Source organism: Nonomuraea purpurea (assembly GCF_042650645.1).
GTDB lineage: Bacteria > Actinomycetota > Actinomycetes > Streptosporangiales > Streptosporangiaceae > Nonomuraea > Nonomuraea purpurea.
Genome location: NZ_JBHSBI010000001.1, coordinates 577,692 through 596,930, shown reverse-complemented (window position 1 = coordinate 596,930; position 19,239 = coordinate 577,692). Strand labels below are relative to the sequence as shown.

10 protein-coding genes are annotated in these 19,239 nt (G+C 72.2%); 8 read left to right on the top strand and 2 right to left on the bottom strand.

The genetic code is table 11. The annotated features are described in order from the left end of the window. Positions 1-73 precede the first annotated feature (73 nt). Genes ACFOY2_RS02765 through ACFOY2_RS02755 form a run of 3 tightly spaced genes read left to right on the top strand, consistent with a single transcriptional unit; the run spans position 74 to position 5,852 of the window. Complete coding sequence (locus ACFOY2_RS02765; protein WP_379526286.1) at positions 74-1,783, top strand: hypothetical protein; 1,710 nt, start codon at positions 74-76, stop codon at positions 1,781-1,783. After that, positions 1,780-4,530 carry an alpha-L-rhamnosidase gene (locus ACFOY2_RS02760; protein WP_379526285.1) on the top strand — a complete coding sequence of 917 codons (2,751 nt, stop codon included), beginning with the start codon at positions 1,780-1,782 and terminating at the stop codon, positions 4,528-4,530. Before ACFOY2_RS02765 ends, ACFOY2_RS02760 begins: the two co-directional genes overlap by 4 nt. Continuing rightward, on the top strand, positions 4,527-5,852 hold the full coding sequence (locus tag ACFOY2_RS02755; protein WP_379526284.1) for a GDSL-type esterase/lipase family protein: 1,326 nt from the start codon (positions 4,527-4,529) through the stop codon (positions 5,850-5,852). Before ACFOY2_RS02760 ends, ACFOY2_RS02755 begins: the two co-directional genes overlap by 4 nt. A 15-nt stretch (positions 5,853-5,867) precedes the next feature. On the opposite strand, the gene ACFOY2_RS02750 is transcribed toward ACFOY2_RS02755, so the two are convergent. Both ACFOY2_RS02750 and ACFOY2_RS02745 read right to left on the bottom strand, forming a co-directional pair. Further along, positions 5,868-7,523 (bottom strand): acyltransferase, encoded by a 1,656-nt coding sequence (locus tag ACFOY2_RS02750; protein WP_379526283.1) that lies wholly within the window; start codon positions 7,521-7,523, stop codon positions 5,868-5,870. Positions 7,524-7,543: 20 nt separating this feature from the next. Next, complete coding sequence (locus ACFOY2_RS02745; RefSeq protein WP_379526282.1) at positions 7,544-10,531, bottom strand: glycoside hydrolase family 2 TIM barrel-domain containing protein; 2,988 nt, start codon at positions 10,529-10,531, stop codon at positions 7,544-7,546. 178 nt (positions 10,532-10,709) lie between these two features. On the opposite strand from ACFOY2_RS02745, the gene ACFOY2_RS02740 reads away from it, so the two are divergent. From ACFOY2_RS02740 to ACFOY2_RS02720, 5 genes are read left to right on the top strand one after another with little or no spacing between them, the layout of a single operon-like run. Next, the gene (locus ACFOY2_RS02740) at positions 10,710-12,746 is read left to right on the top strand and encodes a beta-galactosidase (RefSeq protein ID WP_379526281.1); all 2,037 of its coding nucleotides are present in this window, start codon (positions 10,710-10,712) and stop codon (positions 12,744-12,746) included. Further along, positions 12,743-14,239, top strand: a complete 1,497-nt coding sequence (locus ACFOY2_RS02735; protein ID WP_379526280.1) for an alpha-L-fucosidase — start codon at positions 12,743-12,745, stop codon at positions 14,237-14,239. The genes ACFOY2_RS02740 and ACFOY2_RS02735 overlap by 4 nt, the downstream gene beginning before the upstream one ends. 14 nt (positions 14,240-14,253) lie before the next feature. After that, positions 14,254-16,782, top strand: coding sequence for a family 78 glycoside hydrolase catalytic domain (locus tag ACFOY2_RS02730; protein ID WP_379526279.1), 2,529 nt, complete (start codon positions 14,254-14,256; stop codon positions 16,780-16,782). Next, the gene (locus tag ACFOY2_RS02725) at positions 16,758-17,780 is read left to right on the top strand and encodes a hypothetical protein (protein ID WP_379526278.1); all 1,023 of its coding nucleotides are present in this window, start codon (positions 16,758-16,760) and stop codon (positions 17,778-17,780) included. The genes ACFOY2_RS02730 and ACFOY2_RS02725 overlap by 25 nt, the downstream gene beginning before the upstream one ends. After that, positions 17,777-19,198: a glycoside hydrolase family 28 protein gene (locus ACFOY2_RS02720; protein WP_379526277.1), complete on the top strand. Its 1,422-nt coding sequence runs from the start codon at positions 17,777-17,779 to the stop codon at positions 19,196-19,198. Before ACFOY2_RS02725 ends, ACFOY2_RS02720 begins: the two co-directional genes overlap by 4 nt. Positions 19,199-19,239 lie beyond the last annotated feature (41 nt).

The following is a 19,239-nucleotide window of genomic DNA, read 5'->3' as shown; positions in this document are numbered from 1 at the left end:
GAGATCTTGACGCGGCCGATCTCGTCACGCAGGCTGAATATGCGCATTTGAATATTTATGTGAAGGGACGGCCATGCCAGAGATCCCCGACACGGTGTTACTCGAAGAACGGGCCGAACTGGCGATGAACGCCGTGACCGGCCTGCCCGACGAGGACATGGACGGCATCCCGTACTTCAGCGCCGACCTGCTGGCCCGCCCCGCGACGCTGCGGCACGGCGACTGGGACTGGGGCTCCAGCCACGGCCGGCTCCTCGACGCCTGCCTGCTGGCCAGGCAGATGACGGGCAAGGACACCTGGCGGGAGGCGGAGGAGGGGTTCAGGCGGCGGCTGATCGGCTTCTTCGGCGCCGACGGGCTGAGCTACCGGCTGGCGCGCCCCGAGGTCGGCTGGCCCGCCAACGCCAACCTCATCGACCAGCGCGCCGTGCTCCTGTCGCTGACCACCTGGTACGTCTCCGACGGCGATCCGGAGGCGAAGAAGTGGGCCGACCGGCACGTGGCCGCGCTGAAGCGGATCGCGATCAAGGAGCGCGACGTCTGGTTCTACCCGGCCTCCGAGTACACCCCTGACGGCTGGCCGTCCCCGAACGCGATCGCGCTGCACCTGGCCCCCGACCCCGCCTCGTTCAGCGGCCGGTTGATCATGCCGCTGCTCCGCTACCACCAGGCGACGGGCAACGAGGACGCGCTGGAATTGTGCGCCTGGTTCGCCCGGCTGATCGTGCACAAGAGCGGCGTCTACGGGGAGGACGGGAGTTTCAATCCCGCCCGCGCCTACCGCAGCGGACACTTCCACACCCGGCTCGGCACCCTCGAAGGGCTCGCCAGGTATGCCGCCTTCACCGGCGACCACGCGCTGACCGCGTACGTGAGCCGCGCCTACGACTGGGCGCTCGGCCAGGCCACCGCGTTCGGCTGGACGCCCGGCGACCTGGCCGACCAGCGCTACGAACACGAGAGCTGCTCGCTGGTGGACCTGATCGGCACCGGCACCACACTGGCCAGGTCGGGACACACCCGCTACTGGGGCGTGGTCGAGCGCTTCCTGCGCAACCACCTGGTGGAGTCGCAGCTGCTGGACCTGAGCTGGGTCGAGTCCGCGCCCGACGCCTCGGGCGACGAGCCGGGCTGGACCACCCACGTCAGGGTCGGCGAGCGGGTGCGCGGCGCGTTCGCCGGGTACGGCGCGCCCAACGACTACGTCTGCGACGTCGAACTCGGCCGAGGGCACACCGCCGACGTGCAGGCGTGCTGCGTCGGCTCCGGCGTGCGCGGCCTGTTCTGGGGCTGGAACTCGATCGTCACCGGCGACGAGCGGACCGTCCGCGTGAACCTCCTCCTCACCAGGGCCACCCGGCAGGTCACCGTGCTCAGCCACCTGCCGCACGAGGGCCGGGTCGACCTGGACGTGCACGAGGACCTGCGGGAGCTGCGGCTGCGGGTGCCGGACTGGGCCGGGTACGCCAAGGTCCGCGTGAGCCGTGGCGAGGCCGGTTTCGACGGCGCTGAGGCCGGGGCGTGGGCCCCCGACGGTTACCTGTCGATCCCCGCACCCCGCAAGGGCGAGCGCGTCACAGTCACCTTCCCGGTCCCGGAGACGACGAGCACCGAGATCGCGGCCGGACGCGAGTACCAGGTGCGCTGGCGAGGAGACGACGTGATCGGGATCAGCCCCGAGGGAACCGCCCGGCCGATGTACAGCGGGCGCAAGGTCCACCCCACGGCGCCCAGGCGCGCGTACGCGCTGACGCGGCCGGCGACGGAATGGACGTGGGCATGACGTGGACCCTGCCGGCGGCCCCCTCGTCCGCGACGCTGCGGCCGTACGACCTGCGCTGCGAACACCGCGGCACCCCGCTCGGGATCGGCACGCCGGTCCCCCGGCTGAGCTGGCGGCTGGCCTCCGACCGGCGCGGCGACGCGCAGACCGCCTACCGGATCCGCGTGCACGCGCGGGGCGGCGTCCTGGCCTGGGACAGCGGCTGGGTCGAAGGCGACGCCGTCGCCGCCGACTACGGGGGCGCGCCACTGACGTCGTTCGGCCGCTACACCTGGCAGGTCGAGGTGCGCTCGCGCGGGACGACGCGATCAGGCGAGGCGACGTCAGGCGGGACGGCGTCGGACGAGGCGACGTCGGGCGGGGCGACGCGGTCGTGGTTCGAGACCGGGGTGCTGCACGCCGACGAGTGGCGGGCGGCCTGGATCGGGCACGACCCGGAGACCGAGCCGCCGTTCGAGCCGCCCACCGACGACCGTGAGCCGCGCAGCGTCCGCACGGCCAGCCTGCCCGCGCCGCGCTACTTCCGTCGGGAACTGGAGCTGCCGCAGGCGACCTCGGTCCGGATCGTGTGCACCGCGCGCGGCCTGTACGAGTTGCGCGTCAACGGCGTCCGGGCGGGCGACGGCGAGCTGACCCCCGGCTGGACCGAGTACCGGCACCGTATCCCCTACCAGGTCTACGACGTCACGAACCTGGTCGGGGACGGGACCGTGTGCGTGGGCGCGGTGCTCGCGGACGGCTGGTGGTCGGGCAGCCTCGGCTGGGACGGCAGGCAGCAGGCGCAGCGGTACGGCCGCCGTCCCGAACTGCTGGTGCAGATCGTGGCCGACCACGAGGACGGCTCGCGCACGGTCGTCGGCACCGACGAGCGCTGGCGGGAGAGCGTCGGGCCGCTGCGCTACGCCGACCTGCTGATGGGAGAGTGGTACGACGCCCGCCTCGAACTCCCCGGCTGGGACCTGCCCGGCTTCGACGACACCTCGTGGGCCCCCGCCAGGATCGTCTCCACCGACCACGGCGTCCTGGTGCCGTCCGTCGCCGAGCCGGTCCGAGTCACGCAGGACCTCGCGCCGGTGTCCGTCCGCAGTGACGACGGCCGTACTCTCGTCGACCTGGGGCAGAACTTCGCTGGCCGGGTCCGGATCGTCCTGCGGGGCGCCCGCGCGGGCGACCACGTCACGCTGCGCCACGGCGAGGCGCTCGACGACGACGGCGTCCTTTACACGGCCAACCTGCGCTCGGCCGAGGCGACCGACCACTACATCGCGGCGGGACGGCAGGAGGAGGTGTTCGAGCCGCGTTTCACCGTTCACGGCTTCCGTTACGTCGAGATCACCGGGCACCACGGCGAGGTCGAGGTGACCGGGCGGGCGATGCACTCGGACACGCCGGTGGCGGGCGAGTTCTCCTGCTCCGACGCCATGGTGCGGCAGCTGACGAGCAACCTGCGGTGGAGCCAGCGCGGCAACTTCGTCTCCGTGCCGACCGACTGCCCGCAGCGCGACGAACGGCTCGGCTGGACCGCCGACGCCCAGGTGTTCCTGCCCACCGCCTGCTACAACGCCGACGTTGCCGCGTTCTTCACCGGCTGGCTGGCCGACCTGCGCTGCGCGCAGACCGCCGAGGGCGCGGTACCGGACGTCGTCCCGCACGTGATGACCGAACGGCACGGCACGCCCGGCTGGGCCGACGCCGCGACGATCGTCCCGTGGCACCTGTACGAGGTGTACGGGGACGAGCGGGTGCTGCGCGACAGCCTGCCGAGCATGCGCCGATGGGTCGACCACGTCGAACGCCACAACCCCTGCCTGATCTGGCGAAACCGGACCGGCAGCCACTACGGCGACTGGCTGCAGGCCGGCGTGCGGACCTCCCGTGACGTGCTGGCCACCGCCTTCTTCGCGCTGAGCGCCGAACTGACCTCGAAGGCCGCCGCCGTCCTGGGCGCGCGGGAGGTCGCCGAGCGGTACGCGGATCTGCGGGCGCGGATCGGGGCGGCGTTCGCACGGGAGTTCGTCTCCGCCGACGGGCGCGTCACCGGGGACACGCAGACGGGCTACCTGCTGGCGCTCACGTTCGGGCTGATCCCCACCGACCTCGTGCCCGCCGCCGTCGGACATCTCGTGGCCGACCTGGAACGGCGCGGACGGCGGCTGACCACCGGGTTCGCCGGGGTGGGGCTGCTCGGGCCCGTCCTGTCGGCGCACGGGCACGCCGACCTCGCCTACGACCTGCTCCACGACGACCGGTACCCGTCGTGGGGGTACTCCATCAAGCGCGGGGCCACCACGATCTGGGAGCGGTGGGACGGCTGGACCGAAGAGTCAGGCTTCGGCCCCGTCGCGATGAACTCCTTCAACCACTACGCGCTCGGCTCGGTCGGGGCGTGGCTGTACGGCGGGGTCGCCGGGATCGGGCAGGAGGACGGCTCCGTGGGGTTCCGCCGGCCCCTCGTCCGGCCGCTGCCCGGCGGGACGCTGACGTGGGCGTCGGCGGAGTACGACACGCCGCTGGGGCGGCTCGGCAGCCGGTGGGAGGTGGACGGAGGCACACTGCGGCTCTCGGTCCGAATCCCGCCGGGGGCGGTGGCCACCGTGCACATACCGACAACGGACCCGACCTCGGTACGCGAATCCGACACACCACTGCCAGGGGCGCTGATCGAGCCGATCGGTGTGGACGGGGCGGCGCTGGTGTGTCGGGTCGCGTCGGGCTCCTATGAGTTCACCGCAGCGTGGGAGCGGTGACGGGCCGTACCGTGACGACCTGGTCCGCCGCTGCCGAACGGCTTGGCGGCGGCGGGCTGCGCGGGCTGACGGTGCGTAACGTGGTGCGGACGAGCGTGGGCGGTACGGACCTCCGGATCAGGCTGACCAATGCGTTTGGGCGCGGCCCCGTGACGTTCGGGCACGTGTACGTGGGCGTGCCCGACGCCGGGGCGTCCCTGGAGCCGGGGTCGAACCGGATGGTCACGTTCGGCGGCAGCCCCCGGGTGCGGCTGGCACCGGGCGCGACAGCCCTCAGCGACCCGCTCCCATACCCGGTAGGACCCCGCCGGCGCCTCGCCATCAGCCTCTACCTGGACGGTGAATGCGACGTAATCACCGGCCGCAACCGCGCCACCGCCCCGGCCTGGCCGTCAGAACCACCATCTATCACCGCCCCGGCCTGGCCATCAGAACCACCATCCATCACCGCGCCCGCTTGGCCGTCAGAACCACCACTCACCACCGCCCCCATCTGTCCACCGGAGCCGCCATCCACCGCCATTTATCCACCGGAGCGTCCATCCGCCGCCACCGCCTACCTTCCTGAGCCGCCATCCGCCCCCGCCTATCGGTCCTCACCCGGCGACCACGCCGCCGACGCAGGCGCGTCCGCGTTCGTTCAGGAGGTCGCGGTGTGGCACTGGCTTGACGCGGTGACGGTTACCGTGTCCGGCCGGGTGTCCAGCGTGGCGGTGCTCGGCGACTCGATCACCACCGGCGTGGGATCGGAGACCGGGCACGGCTGGCCGGACATCCTCGCCGACCGGGCCTTCCTCCGGTCGTGGCCGCTCGCCGTGGCCAACGAGGGCGTCTCCGGCGGACGCGTGCTGGTCGCGGGCACCGGCCGTTCGGCCGAGGAGCGACTGACCGCCGAGGTGCTGACCAAGCCGGGCATCGACGCCGTGATCCTGCTGGCCGGAGTGAACGACCTCGGAGCGGGCGCGCCGGCGGACGCGCTCGTCGCCGCGTACCGTCGTATCGTCGAACGGGCACACGCGGCGGGGGTAAACGTCATCGGGTGTACCCTGCCACCGTTCGGCGGTGCCGAGTACCACACCCCGGACGGGGAGCGGGCGCGGGAGGCGGTCAACGCGTTCGTGCGGGACGGCGGTGCCTTCGACGGGGTGGCCGACTTCGACGCCGCACTCCGCGACCCGGCCGCGCCCGTCCTCCTCCTACCCACCTACGACTGCGGAGACCACCTGCACCCGAGCGCGGCGGGCCACCGGGCGATGGCCGCCGCAGTCAGGCTGCCGCTGAGCGTTCAGCGGGCGGGGAACCCCGTCGCCGGTCCCCGATGATGACGTGCTGGGCGGTCAGGGTGCGGGGAGCTCGATGGCTGGTTCCGGGCGGTGGACGCCGCGTGGCCGGTAGCCGAGGGCGTCCGAGATCCTCAGGTAGTCGGCCAGCAGCCAGATGATGGCCAGCCACATCTCGGTTCCCTGCAGCCCGGGGGTGCGCGCGGGGCCGCTCCCCCGGGTCAGGGCGAAGCTGAGGCCCGCGCCGTCGTGCCAGCCGTCCAGGGCGCGGACGAGGTTCTCCCTGGCCCACGCCTCACCCTCCGCGCGGCGGTGCCCGGTCTGCCGGCCCGTCAGCCACAGGGGGTGGATGACGTCGAGCACGTTGCAGGCGTTGCCGGTGCCGGGGCCGAAGTAGCGGGGGTCGCGGGACTGGGTGAGGACGGTGTCCACGGCCCGCTCGGGGTACGGGAGCGGCAGCCCGAACTGGGCGAACGTTCCCCGGGTGAGCCGGTAGAACCCGTTGACCACTTGCAGCCAGCCGGCGTCGGAGTCCGGTTCGCCCCACATGCCGTGGGCCTGGCGGCAGCGGGTCAGCAGCCAGCCGTACAGTGTTTCGGTCTCGCCGCGTACGCCGAAGTCGGCGAGGTTGCGGTAGAGGCCGGTGCCGAACGCGTCCACCCACGAACCCGCCGTCCACGCGTTGCGCGCCCAGTCGAGGCCGTCGAGGGTGGCGATCAGGTCCTTGGGCGCGAGGTCGGCGACCGCGTGGATCGGGTGGTGGAAACGGGTGCCGAGCAGGTCGAGCGCGTATCCGACGGACAGGATGTGGTAGGCGGTGACGCCTTCCAGTTCGGGTCGGCCGCTGTCGTCCGTCTCGGGTGAGCCGGGGGCGCCGATCTCCGGGACCAGGCCGGTGACCGGGTCCTGGCGGTCGCGGAGGAAGGCGACGATCTCCTCGCGGGCCGGGGTCGGGGGCGGGCCGCCGAGCAGCAGGTCGGCGATCTCGACGGCGTCGGCCCAGGCCCGTACGGTCGGCTGGGCGCCGGGACGGTCCACGTACCGGTCGCCGGTCCAGCAGCGCGCCAGCACCTCCTCAGCCTGTTCCCTGGCACGCCCTGCGAACGCGGCCAACGCCCCCTCCAGGTCGGCCCCGGCAGTGGTGGGTGGGCGGGGGGTGCGGCGGTCGCGGATGGGGCGGGCCGGGTTGCCGGCGACCATGGCCCAGGCGGGCACGTCCTTGGTGACGACCGAACCCGCGCCGATGACGGCGTGGTCGCCGATCGTCACCCCGTCGAGCACGACGACGTTCGAGCCGATCCAGACGTCGTCCCCGATACGGATGCCCTTCGAGGTGATCGGCTGGCGGAAGACGGGCCGGTCGGGCGCGGTTCCGTGGTTGAAGCCGAGAAGCGACGTGTGCGCGCCCACCCGCACGGCCGAACCGAGACGCACATCGCCCCGCACCACCGCGTACGGGTTGATCGTGCAGTCGTCGCCCATGGCGATGTCGTCGGTGACGTAGGCGTGCGCGGCGATGTAGCAGAAGTCGCCCGTTCGCAGGCGGTCGGTGTAGACGGCGGCCAGCGGGGAGATGAACACCTTTCCCGCGGCTTCGAGGCCGATCCCGTCCCGCAGCCCGGCCAGGTGGCGTTCCTGGGCGTGGCGGTCCTCCTCGGTCGCGTGGTCCCAGAACAGCCACGGACAGAAGTCGAACTTGGATGGTTCTGTCATGGTCTCAGCATCCTCTCGGCTCAATCGACCACGGCCAGCGTCATCGACCAGGAGTGGCGGCGGACCGGGACCCGGTATCGCTCGGGCAGCGCGGGGCCGCAGGAGGCGCTGCCGAGGCCCTGCTGTCCGTGGTCCAGGTTCAGCCACACCCGGCCGGAGTCGGTCAGGTCGTGCGGGCGGCGGGCGGCCTGCAGTGTCTCGCTCGTCCAGCGGCGGGCGGTGAAGTCGAGGTGCGGTTCGCCGTCCACGCGCAGGGTCGCCAGGCCGGGGCCCGACACTTCGAGCCGGCGGGTCTCGACGTGGTTGCCGTTCTCCTGCGGCACGACGTACGGGGTCTGGAGGGCGTCGATGGAGCTGGTGAACCGGCCGACGCGGGCGGCGGCGCGGCTGTCGGTGTACGACTCCTCCGGGCCTCGGCCGAACCAGGTGACGTCGGTGTAGCCGCCTGGCAGCGTGAACCTCGCGCCCATGCGGGGCGGGCTCACGCTGAGGTGCCCGTAGGCGGTGTCGAGCCAGTCGCCGACCGGGTCGGCGTCGATCTGGAGGTGGAGCGCGCCGTCCCGCCAGCGGTAGGTGAACGTGGTGCGGAAGCCGAGGGTGCGGGTGGCGGGGCCGCTGCGGCCTCGGACGACGAGCGTGTGGTCGTCTGGACGTTCGATGCCGCCGCTGCGGTGCAGGAAACGGTCCAGGCCGACCGCTTCCCAGTCGGCGGCCAGCGCGTTCCTGGGACCTTGGCCGCGGTCGTTCTCCGTGGGGGCGCGCCACACGTCGAGCACCGGCCCGTCCAGTTCGAGCTCCCCGATCCGTTTCAGGCGGCCGGTCCTGCCGTCGAACTCCGCCGCCCCGACCCGGACGAACGGCTGCTCATGCTCGGCACCCACCCACCCCACACCCGGCAGCACGGCCACGGCGGTCGTCGGGGGCAGGGCATCGTCGGGAGGAGTGGGGGCGGCGGGGAGCGAAAGGCGGGCGGGGCGGCGGTGGGTGCCGGTGGCGAGCCGGACCTGGGTCCAGGCGACCACGTGCCCGGCCTGCGCCCAGCGGGTGGCGGCGGTCAGCACGGCCTCGATCGTCACCCACGTCTCCCCCTCCCCCGCGCTCCCGGCCCCGAACCTGGGCAGCGGCACCCGTACGCGCTCCCGCGCCCCGCAGCGCGGCACCTCCAGCGTCCCGGTCAACCTCTCCACGGGCACCCCGTCCACCTCGACCCACCACCGGAAGGAGAGGTGCCCGAGGTCGACCATGTCGTACTTGTTGGTGATGATGACCGAGCCGCCGGAGACATCGAAGCCCACGGGTTCGATCGCCTTGCGGAGTTCGGCCAGCCCAGGGGACGGCGTGCGGTCGGGGAACAGCAGCCCGTCCAGGCAGTAGCGCTCTCCGTTCGGCTGGGCGTCGATGTCGCCGCCGTGCCGGTAGTACGGGCGTCCCTGCGAGTCCCGCCCGCTCAGCCCGTGGTCGATCCATTCCCACACGAACGCCCCGCAGAACCGCTCATAGGACTCCAGGATCGCCTGGTAGTCCGACAGCGACCCGGGCCCGTTCCCCATGGCGTGGGCGTACTCGCACAGCAGGAACGGCAGCCCGCGCCGCCGCACGTCCTCGTCGGATCCGGGCGTCACGCCTTCTGGCGGGTCCTCCTTGCGCTGCCCGATGCGCTCCAGGTCGTCCAGCGACGGGTACATCAGGCTGTGGAAGTCGGAGTGCCGGTAGCTCGGGTCGCGTTCGTAGTGCAGCGGCCGGGTGGGGTCGCGCCGTCTGATCCAGTTCTCGATGTCGGCGAACGCCGCGCCGCTGCCGCTCTCGTTCCCGAGGGACCACACGACCACGCTGGGGTGGTTCTTGTCGCGCTCGACCATGCGTCGGGTGCGGTCGAGCAGCGCCTCGCGCCACATCGGCTCGTCGGGCGGGTTGCCTTCCCAGCCCGCGTAGATGAAGCCGTGGGTCTCGATGTCGCATTCGTCGACCACCCAAAGGCCGTATTCGTCGCACAGTCGCAGGAACTCGGGGTGCGGCGGGTAGTGGGCGGTGCGGACGGCGTTGACGTTGTGCCGTTTCATCAGCTCGATGTCGCGGATCATGGTGTCGCGGTCGAGCGAACGGCCGCGTTCGGGGTCGTGCTCATGCCTGTTGACGCCCCTGAACAGCACGGGGACGCCGTTGACCAGCAGCCGCCCGCCGGAGATCTCGACGGTTCTGAACCCGATCGCGAGCTCGATGCGCTCGCCCGCCGCCGACAGGGTGCCCCGGTAGAGGCGGGGGTGCTCGGCGCTCCACGGCTCGACGCCGTCGAGCGTGACGCTCTGCCCGGTGGGGACGGTGAGTCCGAGTTCGGGGATCTCCACGATGCCGGGGACGTCGGCGGTGACCAGAAGGGTGCCGTCGTGCGAGGCGCGCACGGTGAAGTCGTCGATGCCGCCTTCGGGCCTGGAAAGCAGTTCCACGTCGCGGAAGATGCCAGGCAGCCACCACATGTCCTGGTCTTCGAGGTAGCTGCCGGACGACCAGCGCTGCACGCGTACGGCCAGCAGGTTGCCGCGCGGCCTGACCAGCCCGGTGACGTCGAACTCGAACGGCAGCCTGCTTCCCTTGGAGTGGCCGAGCAGTTCGCCGTTCAGCCAGACGGTGCCGCAGGAGTCGACGCCCTGGTAGCGCAGCACGCTCCGGCCGGCGGGCCAGTCCGGCGGCAGGTCGAAGCGGAGGCGGTAGTCGCCGGTGGGGTTGTCGTCGGGCAGGTACGGCGGGTCGATGGGGAACGGGTAGGCGGTGTTGGTGTAGCGCGGCTGGTCGTGGCCCTCCAGCACCCAGTGGGAGGGCACCCTGATCGTCTCCCAGCCGGAGTCGTCGAGTTCCGGGTCGGGCAGCGTGGGGCCGGTGCCGTCGGCGGTGCCGGAGAGCAGGAAGCGCCAGCGGCCGTTGAGCGACAGGCGCGGCGCGTCGGAGCGGAAGTCCGCGCGGGCCGCCCGCCGCCCGGAGCCGGGCCCGGGATCCTCGTGGAAAGCGACCATACATCCCCCACTGCAACAAAACGTTTTAACACCATATACAACCAACATCCTTACTTTCCACGGTGCCAACGCGGCAAACCAGCGCAAAAGCATTGACATGAGAGGTTGAATAAATATATCATTTGGTAAATCGTTTTAAGCTTCCGGTCCGTCCCGACGGGGAGGACGAGAATCCCCCATGACGCGCACAACCGGCATCCGATTCGGCACCGCCTACTACTGGGAATACCTGCGTGCCCCGGACCTCGCAAGAGACCTCGACCTGATGGTCCAGGCCAAGATCGACACGATCCGCGTCGGCGAGTCCGTCTGGTCCACCTGGGAGCCGCGCGACGGCGAGTTCGACCTGGAGTGGCTGACCCCGGTCCTCGACGGCGCGCACGAGCGCGGCATCGGCGTCGTGCTGGGCACCCCCACCTACGCCATCCCGCCGTGGCTGCAGCGCAAGCACCCCGAGCTGGCCGTCGCCCGCGCCGACGGCTCCCGCGTCCCCTGGGGCGCCCGCCAGGAGGTGGACTTCACCGCGCCGGCGTTCCTGCGCCACGCCGAGCGTGTCATCCGCGCCGTCGTCGGCCGGCACGGCGGCCATCCCGCCGTGGCCGGCGTCCAGCTCGACAACGAGCCGGGGCTGCACCTGATCCACAACGAGCCGGTGTTCGAGCGGTTCACGGCCTGGCTCGCCGGCCGCTACGGCGATCCGGCCCGGCTGAACGAGGAGTGGGGCCTGACGTACTGGTCGCACCGCATCGGCGACTGGAACGAGCTGTGGCGCCCCCACGGCAACACCACCCCGTCCTACGACCTGGCCTGGCGGCGCTTCCAGGCCGACCTCACGACCGAGTTCATCGCCTGGCAGGCGGCGCTCGTCCGCGAGCTGGTGCCGCCGGACCTGGTCCTCACCACGTGCCTGGCCTACCAGCGGTCTGCCCTTGACGACGTGCGGCTGTCGGAGCACCTGACGGTCACCAGCGGCAACGCCTACTACCTGCCCCAGGACGCCCTGATCCACGACGCCGAGGACACCCCGGCCGAGATCTCCTGGTTCTCCGCGGAACCGTCACAACTGCTCCAGGCCGCCGACCGCATGTACGCCTCGAAGGGGGCCCGCTACTGGGTGACCGAGACCAACGCCACCTCGATCGCCGGGTCCCAGCTCAACCTCCCGCCCTACGACGGCCAGCTCCGCCAGGCGGCCTGGGCGCTGGTCGCGCGGGGCGCGGAGATGATCTCGTACTGGCACTGGCACACGCTGCACTACGGCGCGGAGACGTACTGGGGCGGCATCCTCGGCCACTCCATGACGCCGGGCCGCGTCTACGACGAGGTCGCGCGGCTGGGCGCGGAGCTCGACCGGGCGGGCGACGACCTCACGGGGCTCACGCCGGATGCCGACGTCGCGTTCCTGTACTCCCACGAGAGCAAGTGGGCGCTGACCTTCCAGCCGCCGCTCACCCTCGACGGGCGCGGCCCCGACAAGGACGCCTACGAGCGGATCGTGACGGCCTTCTACCGGGGCGCGTGCGAGGCCGGGATGCAGGCGGCGTTCGTGCCGCCGGAGCGCTTCACCCCGTATCCCGTCGTGGTGGCGCCCGCGCTGTACTGCATGTCCGCGGAGCTGGCCGACGTTCTGGCCGCCTACGTCCGCGACGGCGGGCACCTGGTGCTGACGTTCCTCAGCGGTTACGCCGACGAGGAGGCCAGGGCGCGGGCCGAGGTCGCGCCGGGCCCGCTGCGGGAGCTGGCCGGGGTGCGTTACCTGGAGTACTCGACGCTGCCGCGACCGGTCCCCCTGCGCGGGTTCGGAACGCGGGACGTGGCCCGGCACTGGGCCGACGCTCTGGAGCCGGAGGGCGCCGAGCCGCTGGCGCACTACGACCACCACCATTTCGGCCGCTGGCCCGCGATCACACGCAACCGCGTGGGCGAAGGGAGCGTGACCTACGTGGGCACGCTGCCGGGCAGGGAGCTGACGGCCGAGCTGTTCCGCCGGATCGCGCCGGAGCGGGATCGCCTCGTCACCGCCGACGCGCCCCAGGTCACCGTGCGTTCGGCGGTCAACGGGCAGGGCGAGCGCCTCTGGTTCGCCCACAACTGGTCCGACCGCGAGAGCACGGTGACGCTCGCCGCTGCGGCGACGGAGGTCACCGGGAGCCGCGAACCGCTGCCGCCGGGCCCGCTGCGCCTGGCCCCCTTCGACGTACGAGTGGTGAAATGACCGGATTTCAACCCGCCTGGGAGTCACTGCGCGCCCACCCGATCCCCCAGTGGTTCGGCGAGGCCAAGTTCGGCATCTGGTCCCACTGGGGCCCGCAGTCCGTGGCCCGCTCCGGCGACTGGTACGCCCGCCACCTCTACGGCATGCAGCCCTGGTCGGAACCGTGGGAGCGCACAAGGGCCACCCGCCAGCAGGCCCACCACCGCGGCCACTTCGGCCGGGGCGGCGCCAAGGACCTGTTCCCCCGCTGGCGCGCCGAGCGCTTCGACCCCGACGAGCTCATCGACCTGTACGTCTCCAGCGGCGCCCGCTACTTCGTCGCCCTGGCCACCCACTGCGACAACTTCGACCTGTGGGACTCCGGCCTGCACGAATGGAACGCCACCCGAATCGGCCCGCGCCGCGACGTCGTCGGCGCGTGGGAGCGGGCGGCCCGCGCGGCGGGGCTGCCGTTCGGACTGAGCTTCCACAACAACTGGACGTGGCGCTGGCTCGACGTCGCCCACGGCCGCGACCCGGACACCGGCGAGCCCCACGACGGGGCGCTGACCAAGAGCGACGGCACCGGCCAATGGTGGGAGGGCCTCGACCCGGCCACCCTCTACCCGGCCAGGCACACCCCCGGCGCCAGACCGCCGGCCGCCGTCGCCGAGGGTTTCTACGCCCGCGTCCGGGAGGCGCTGGACCGCTACCGCCCCGACCTGGTCTACCTCGACGACGGCCGGCTGCCGTTCGACGCGGGCAGCGTGGTGGAGTCGGAGCCGGTCAGCACCGCCGGGCTCGACCTGCTCGCCCACTACTACAACACCTGCCCGACGGGCGGCCTGGTCACCGTCAAGCAGGTGCCGGACGCCGACAGGACGGCGGTCGTCCTCGACTGCGAGCGCCGCCAGCTCGACGCCGCCGAGGCGCACCCGTGGCAGTTCGACACCAGCGACGGCGAGTGGTTCGACTGCTCCGACGACGACCCGATGTTCCATCCGCGCAAGAGCCCGCGGCAGGTCATCCACACCCTGATCGACGTGGTCAGCAAGAACGGCTGCCTGCTGCTGAACGTCCCGCAGCACGCCGACGGCACCGTGGACGCCCACGCCCGCCGCCTGCTGGCCGAGGTGGGCGACTGGCTGCGGGTGTGCGGGGAGGGCGTGTACGGCACGACTCCCTGGACGCGCGCCGCCGAGGGCGGCACGGGCCTGGGCGAGACCAAGGGATACGAGCACTACAACGAGGCCGAGCGCGCCTACAAGGCCGGCGACATCCGCTTCACCCGGCGCGGCGACGCCCTGTACGCCACCCTCCTGGCCTGGCCGGACGACGGGACGACGGCGATCACCAGCCTCGGCACCGCGGCCGGGCTCCTGGAGCGCCGCCCCGGCAGGGTCGAACTGCTCGGGCACGGCCCGATCGGCTGGCGGCTGGAGCCCGAGGCGCTCTACGCCGACCTGCCGGCCGAGCCGCCCACCACGGCCGCCTACATGATCAAAATCACCTGAGGAGCCGCCCAGTCATGGTGACGAACCTGCGCACGTGCGACCTGACCGACCCCCTCGGCATCGAACTCCCCCGGCCCCCGCTGAGCTGGCAACTCACCGACGGCTCCGAGCAGCGCGGCTACCACGTCCAGGCCGGCACGCGGGAAGGGGCGGCCGACCTGTGGGACACCGGCGAGGTCGAGGGCGCCGACCAGCGCGTCGAGTACGGGGGACGCCCACCGGGCGGCGGCGCCACCGTGTACTGGCGGGTCCGGGTCCGCGACGCGCACGGCTGGTCCGAATGGAGCCCCAGTGCCCGTTTCGAGGCGGGCGCGGACGACTGGACGGCCCGCTGGATCACCCACCCCGACTGGCACGACGAGGGCAATCCGCGCGCCGGCGAGGGCCGCCCGCTCCCGCTGCTCGCCGGGGAGTTCACCCTGGCGCAGCCGGTGGTCAGGGCCCGGCTGCGCGTCGCGGGGCTCGGCGTCTACGTGGCCTCGGTGAACGGCACGCCGGTGACGGACGCCGTGCTGGAGCCGCCGTACACGGACTTCACCCGGCGCGTCGCGTACGCCACGCACGACGTGACGGCGCTGCTGCGCGAGGGCGCGAACGCGGTCGGCGTCGCGCTCGGCCCCGGGATCGCGCACGTGTTCCCGCACCAGGACCGCTACATGAAGTTCTTCGGCTCCAAGGCCGCGCCCAAGGCGATCGCGCAGCTTGAGGTCGAGTACGCCGACGGGTCGAGCGGCCGCTTCCACACCGGACCCGGCTGGCTGGCCACGCAGGGCCCGACCGTGCGCTCGCACTGGTTCGGCGGCGAGGACCACGACGCCCGCCTGCGGATCCCCGGCTGGGACGCCCCGGGCGCCGACCGCTCGGCCTGGCGCCCGGTGACCGTCCTGGACGACACCACCGAGACGCTGCGCTCGCGGGCCTGCCCGCCCATCAGGGTCACCGAGCGGCTGCCCGCGACGGCCAAACTCGTCGCCACCGACGGCACGCCCGTCTTCGACGTCGGCGCCGTCGTCGCCGGCTGGGCCGAGCTCAGCCTGGACCTGCCGGCCGGCCGCTACCTGCGGCTGGTGCCGGGCGACCAGCTCGACGCCTACGGCCGGGTGATCCAGTCCAAGCCCACCACGGGCGCGCCCATCTTCAACACCTACGTCACCCAGGACGGCCCGCAGACCTGGCACCCGGACTTCCGCTACGACGGCTTCCGCTACGTCGAGGTGCAGGGGCTGCCGGAACACCTCGGCCCGGAGGCCGTGACGGCGCTGGTGCTGCGCGCCGACAACACCCCCGTCGGCACGTTCGAGACCTCCAACGCGCTCGTCAACGACATCCACACGATCATCGACCGCGCGGTGCGGGGCAACATGTACAGCGTCCTGACCGACTGCCCGCACCGCGAGAAGCTGGGCTGGCTGGAGCAGACGCACCTGCTGTTCGACGTCGTCGCCAACAACTACGACGTCGCCGCCTACTACCGCGAGCTGCTGGTCACCATCGCCGAGGCGCAGACCGAGGACGGGCTGGTGCCGGACATCGCGCCCGAGTTCCTGGTGTTCGACGCCCCGTTCAGGGACGACCCGAACTGGGGCGGCGCGATCGTGCGCATCCCCTGGCAGCTCTACCGCCGCTACGGCGACCGGACCGCGATGCGGACCCACTACGACGCGATGCGCCGCTACGTCGACTACCTGACGAGCCGGGCCGACGACGGCATCCTCGGCTACGGGCTCGGCGACTGGATCGGCCTGGACCAGGAGACGCCCATACCGCTGGTCTCGACCTGGGGCTACTGGCGGGCGGCCGACACGATGGCCAGGACCGCCGGCGCGCTGGACCGCGACGAGGACGCCAAGCGTTACCGCGCCCTGTCCGAGGGGATCGTCGCCGCGTTCGGCGAACGCTTCTCCGGGGCGGGCAGCCAGGCGTCGGAGATCCTGACGCTGGACATGGGCCTCGTCCCGGAGCGGCCCGGCGCGCTGGAGCGGATCAGCGAGGCCGTGCGGGGCGGCGGCATCACCGTCGGGGAGATCGCGCTGCCCGCGCTGTTCCGGGTGCTGGGCCGCGCCGGGCGGCACGAGGCGCTGTGGGAGTTCGCCACCTCGACCGAGCATCCGAGCTACGGCTACCAGGTGCGTCACGGCGCCACCGCGCTGACCGAGGCCTGGGACGGGCCGACGCGCGGCCTGTCGCAGAACCACTACATGCTGGGCGCGATCGACGCCTGGTTCTACCGGGGGCTCGGCGGGATCGGCCAGGCGCCCGGCTCGACGGGGTTCCGCCGGCTGATCGTCGAGCCGGCCGCGCCGGGCGATCTGGAGTCGGTGCGGGCGAGCACCGCCACGCCGTACGGGCGGGTCGCGGTCTCCTGGCGCAGGCAGGACGGCGCGTTCCTGCTGGAGGTGGAGGTGCCGCCCGGCTCGTCGGCCGAGGTGCGGCTGCCGGACCTCGGTCTCGACCGGCTGTCCGCCCCCGAGGCGGCCGTCCGGGCCGGGGCCCGCGCCTTCGAGGTGCCGGCCGGGCGATGGACGTTCGAGGCGAGCCGGTGAGCGGCTACGACCCGGCGGCGATCAGGACCCCGCACAAGGCCGGGCGGCTGCTCGTCGGCCCTTCCGGGGAACCCGACCGCTTCGACGGCCTCTTCGTCGACTGCCCGTTCGTCTGCTCCGACGACGGCGAGTACCTGATGACGTACGTCGGCTTCGACGGCGTCGGTTACCAGAGCGCGCTGAGCCGCTCGACCGACCTGGTGACGTGGAGTCCCGGCGAGATGATCCTGCCGCGCGACCCGGGCCACCCGTACCGGCGCTACAACGCCGCGCTCACCTCGATCGTCCGCGACAACCGCCTCGACTCGGCCGGCCAGGTGAACTGGCTGGACGGCCGGGCGGTCGGCACCTACCACGCCTACCCGCAGGCCGGGATGGAGGTGGGCGCGGCGGTCATCGGGTTCTGCGTCAGCGACGACCTGCGCACCTGGAAGGACACCGGGTCGGTGCTGCGCCCGCAGGACGGCGGCGCGTGGGAGCGCGGCGGGCTGTACAAGTCGTGGCTGCTGCGCCACGACGGCCTGTACTACTGCTTCTACAACGCCAAGAACCGCACCTATGACGGCTGGCGCGAGCAGATCGGCTACGCGGTCTCCCCCGACCTCGAACGCTGGGAGCGGCCCAGCCCTGAACCCGTGGTGCGCAACGGCGGCGCGGGCGCGTTCGACGAGCGCTTCGCCTCCGACCCGTGCGTGCTGCGGGACGGCGACTGGTGGGTGATGTTCTACTTCGGGCTCTCCTTCGACGGCCACGCCCGCGAGGGCTACGCCGTCTCCCGCGACCTGCGCACCTGGCACAAGAGCGACGAGATCCTCATCGACGTGGGGCCGCCCGGCTCGGCCGACGACACCTACGCGCACAAGCCCGCGGTCGTCTCCCACGGCGGGCGGCTGCACCACTTCTACACGGCGGTGCGGCGCTGCGAGCCGTACCAGGTCGGCACGCACACGCTGGTCGAGCGGCGCGGCATCTCCATGGCCTACGGAGGCACACGATGAACGAACGGTTTTCCGGTCAGTCGCGCAGGCGTTTCCTGGCGGGGACGGTCGGCGGGCTGCTGGCAGCCGGCACGGCAAGCCGGGCGGAGGCCACCACGAGCCCGTCCGGCGGCTCGGGTTCCGAGGCGGCGGCGTGGGCCAGGGTGCCGGCGATCAGGCGGCGGATCAAGCCGCCGCGTTTCCCCCGCCGCACCTTCCCCATCACCCGCTACGGAGCCGTCGGCGACGGGACGGTCACCTGCACCGACGCCTTCAAGCAGGCGATCGCGGCCTGCTCGGCGGCCGGCGGCGGACGCGTGCTCGTGCCCCCGGGCACGTACCTCACCGGTGCCGTGCACCTGGCCGACAACGTGGAACTGCACCTGGAGGCGGGCGCGACGCTCACGTTCAGCCGCGACCCGGCCGACTACCTGCCCGTCGTGCACACCCGCTACGAGGGCGTCGAGCTGATGAACTACTCCCCCTTCATCTACGCCCTGGATCGGGTGAACGTCGCGATCACCGGCTCGGGCACCATCGACGGGCAGGCCGACGCCGAGCACTGGTGGGACTGGTCGGGCGATCCGCCGCCGTCCGAGCGGCCCGACAAGGAGTTGCTGGCGCGCATGGCGGAGGAGGGCGTGCCGGTCGAGCAGCGGGTCTTCGGCGCCGGGCATTACCTGCGGCCGAACCTGATCCAGCTCTACCGCTGCCGCAACGTGCTCATCGAGGGCGTGACGGTCAAGGACTCGCCCATGTGGAACATCCACCCGGTCCTGTGCACGAACGTGACCATCCGCGAGGTCACCGTGGACAGCCCGCACGGGCCGAACAACGACGGCTGCGACCCCGAGTCATGCGTGGACGTGCTCATCGAGCGCTGCGAGTTCGACACGGGCGACGACTGCGTGGCGATCAAGGCGGGCAAGAACGCCGACGGCCGCCGGGTGAACGCGCCGTCCATGAACGTGCTCGTGGACTCGTGCGTGATGCGCGACGGCAACGGCGGCGTGACGATCGGCAGCGAGACCACCGGCGGGGTGCGCTGGGTGTTCGCGTGGGACTGCACGATGAGCAGCGCCCGTCTGGAACGGGCCGTGCGGGTCAAGACGAACCCCGATCGCGGCGGCTACGTCCGGGACGTCTACTTCAGGGACATCACCGTGGGGCAGGCCGCCGACGCGGTCATCGAGGTGGCGCTGAACTACGAGAACAAGCACACCGGGCCCTACTTCCCCGACGTCGGAGGCATCCACGTGCGGCGGCTGCGGGCCGGGCGGGCGCCCAGGGCGTTCAACCTGATCGGCAACCCGGACAACCCGATCAAGGGTGTCCGGGTGGCCGACAGCGTCTTCGAGGAGATGGCCGAGGCCGACGTGGTGCGCGACGTGACGGGGTTCGAGCTGCGCAACGTGTGGGTCAACGGGCGGCGGGTCTAGCGGAATTTCAGCGAATTTTCAGCGAGGCCGTGAGAATTGGC

Bases quoted from the DNA above. Each gene is read 5' to 3' on its own strand.
- ACFOY2_RS02740 (WP_379526281.1), top strand. From the start codon at position 10,710: ATGACGCGCACAACCGGCATCCGATTCGGCACCGCCTACTACTGGGAA.
- ACFOY2_RS02745 (WP_379526282.1), bottom strand. From the start codon at position 10,531: ATGGTCGCTTTCCACGAGGATCCCGGGCCCGGCTCCGGGCGGCGGGCG.
- ACFOY2_RS02760 (WP_379526285.1), top strand. From the start codon at position 1,780: ATGACGTGGACCCTGCCGGCGGCCCCCTCGTCCGCGACGCTGCGGCCG.
- ACFOY2_RS02730 (WP_379526279.1), top strand. From the start codon at position 14,254: ATGGTGACGAACCTGCGCACGTGCGACCTGACCGACCCCCTCGGCATC.
- ACFOY2_RS02765 (WP_379526286.1), top strand. From the start codon at position 74: ATGCCAGAGATCCCCGACACGGTGTTACTCGAAGAACGGGCCGAACTG.
- ACFOY2_RS02735 (WP_379526280.1), top strand. From the start codon at position 12,743: ATGACCGGATTTCAACCCGCCTGGGAGTCACTGCGCGCCCACCCGATC.
- ACFOY2_RS02720 (WP_379526277.1), top strand. From the start codon at position 17,777: ATGAACGAACGGTTTTCCGGTCAGTCGCGCAGGCGTTTCCTGGCGGGG.
- ACFOY2_RS02750 (WP_379526283.1), bottom strand. From the start codon at position 7,523: ATGACAGAACCATCCAAGTTCGACTTCTGTCCGTGGCTGTTCTGGGAC.
- ACFOY2_RS02725 (WP_379526278.1), top strand. From the start codon at position 16,758: ATGGACGTTCGAGGCGAGCCGGTGAGCGGCTACGACCCGGCGGCGATC.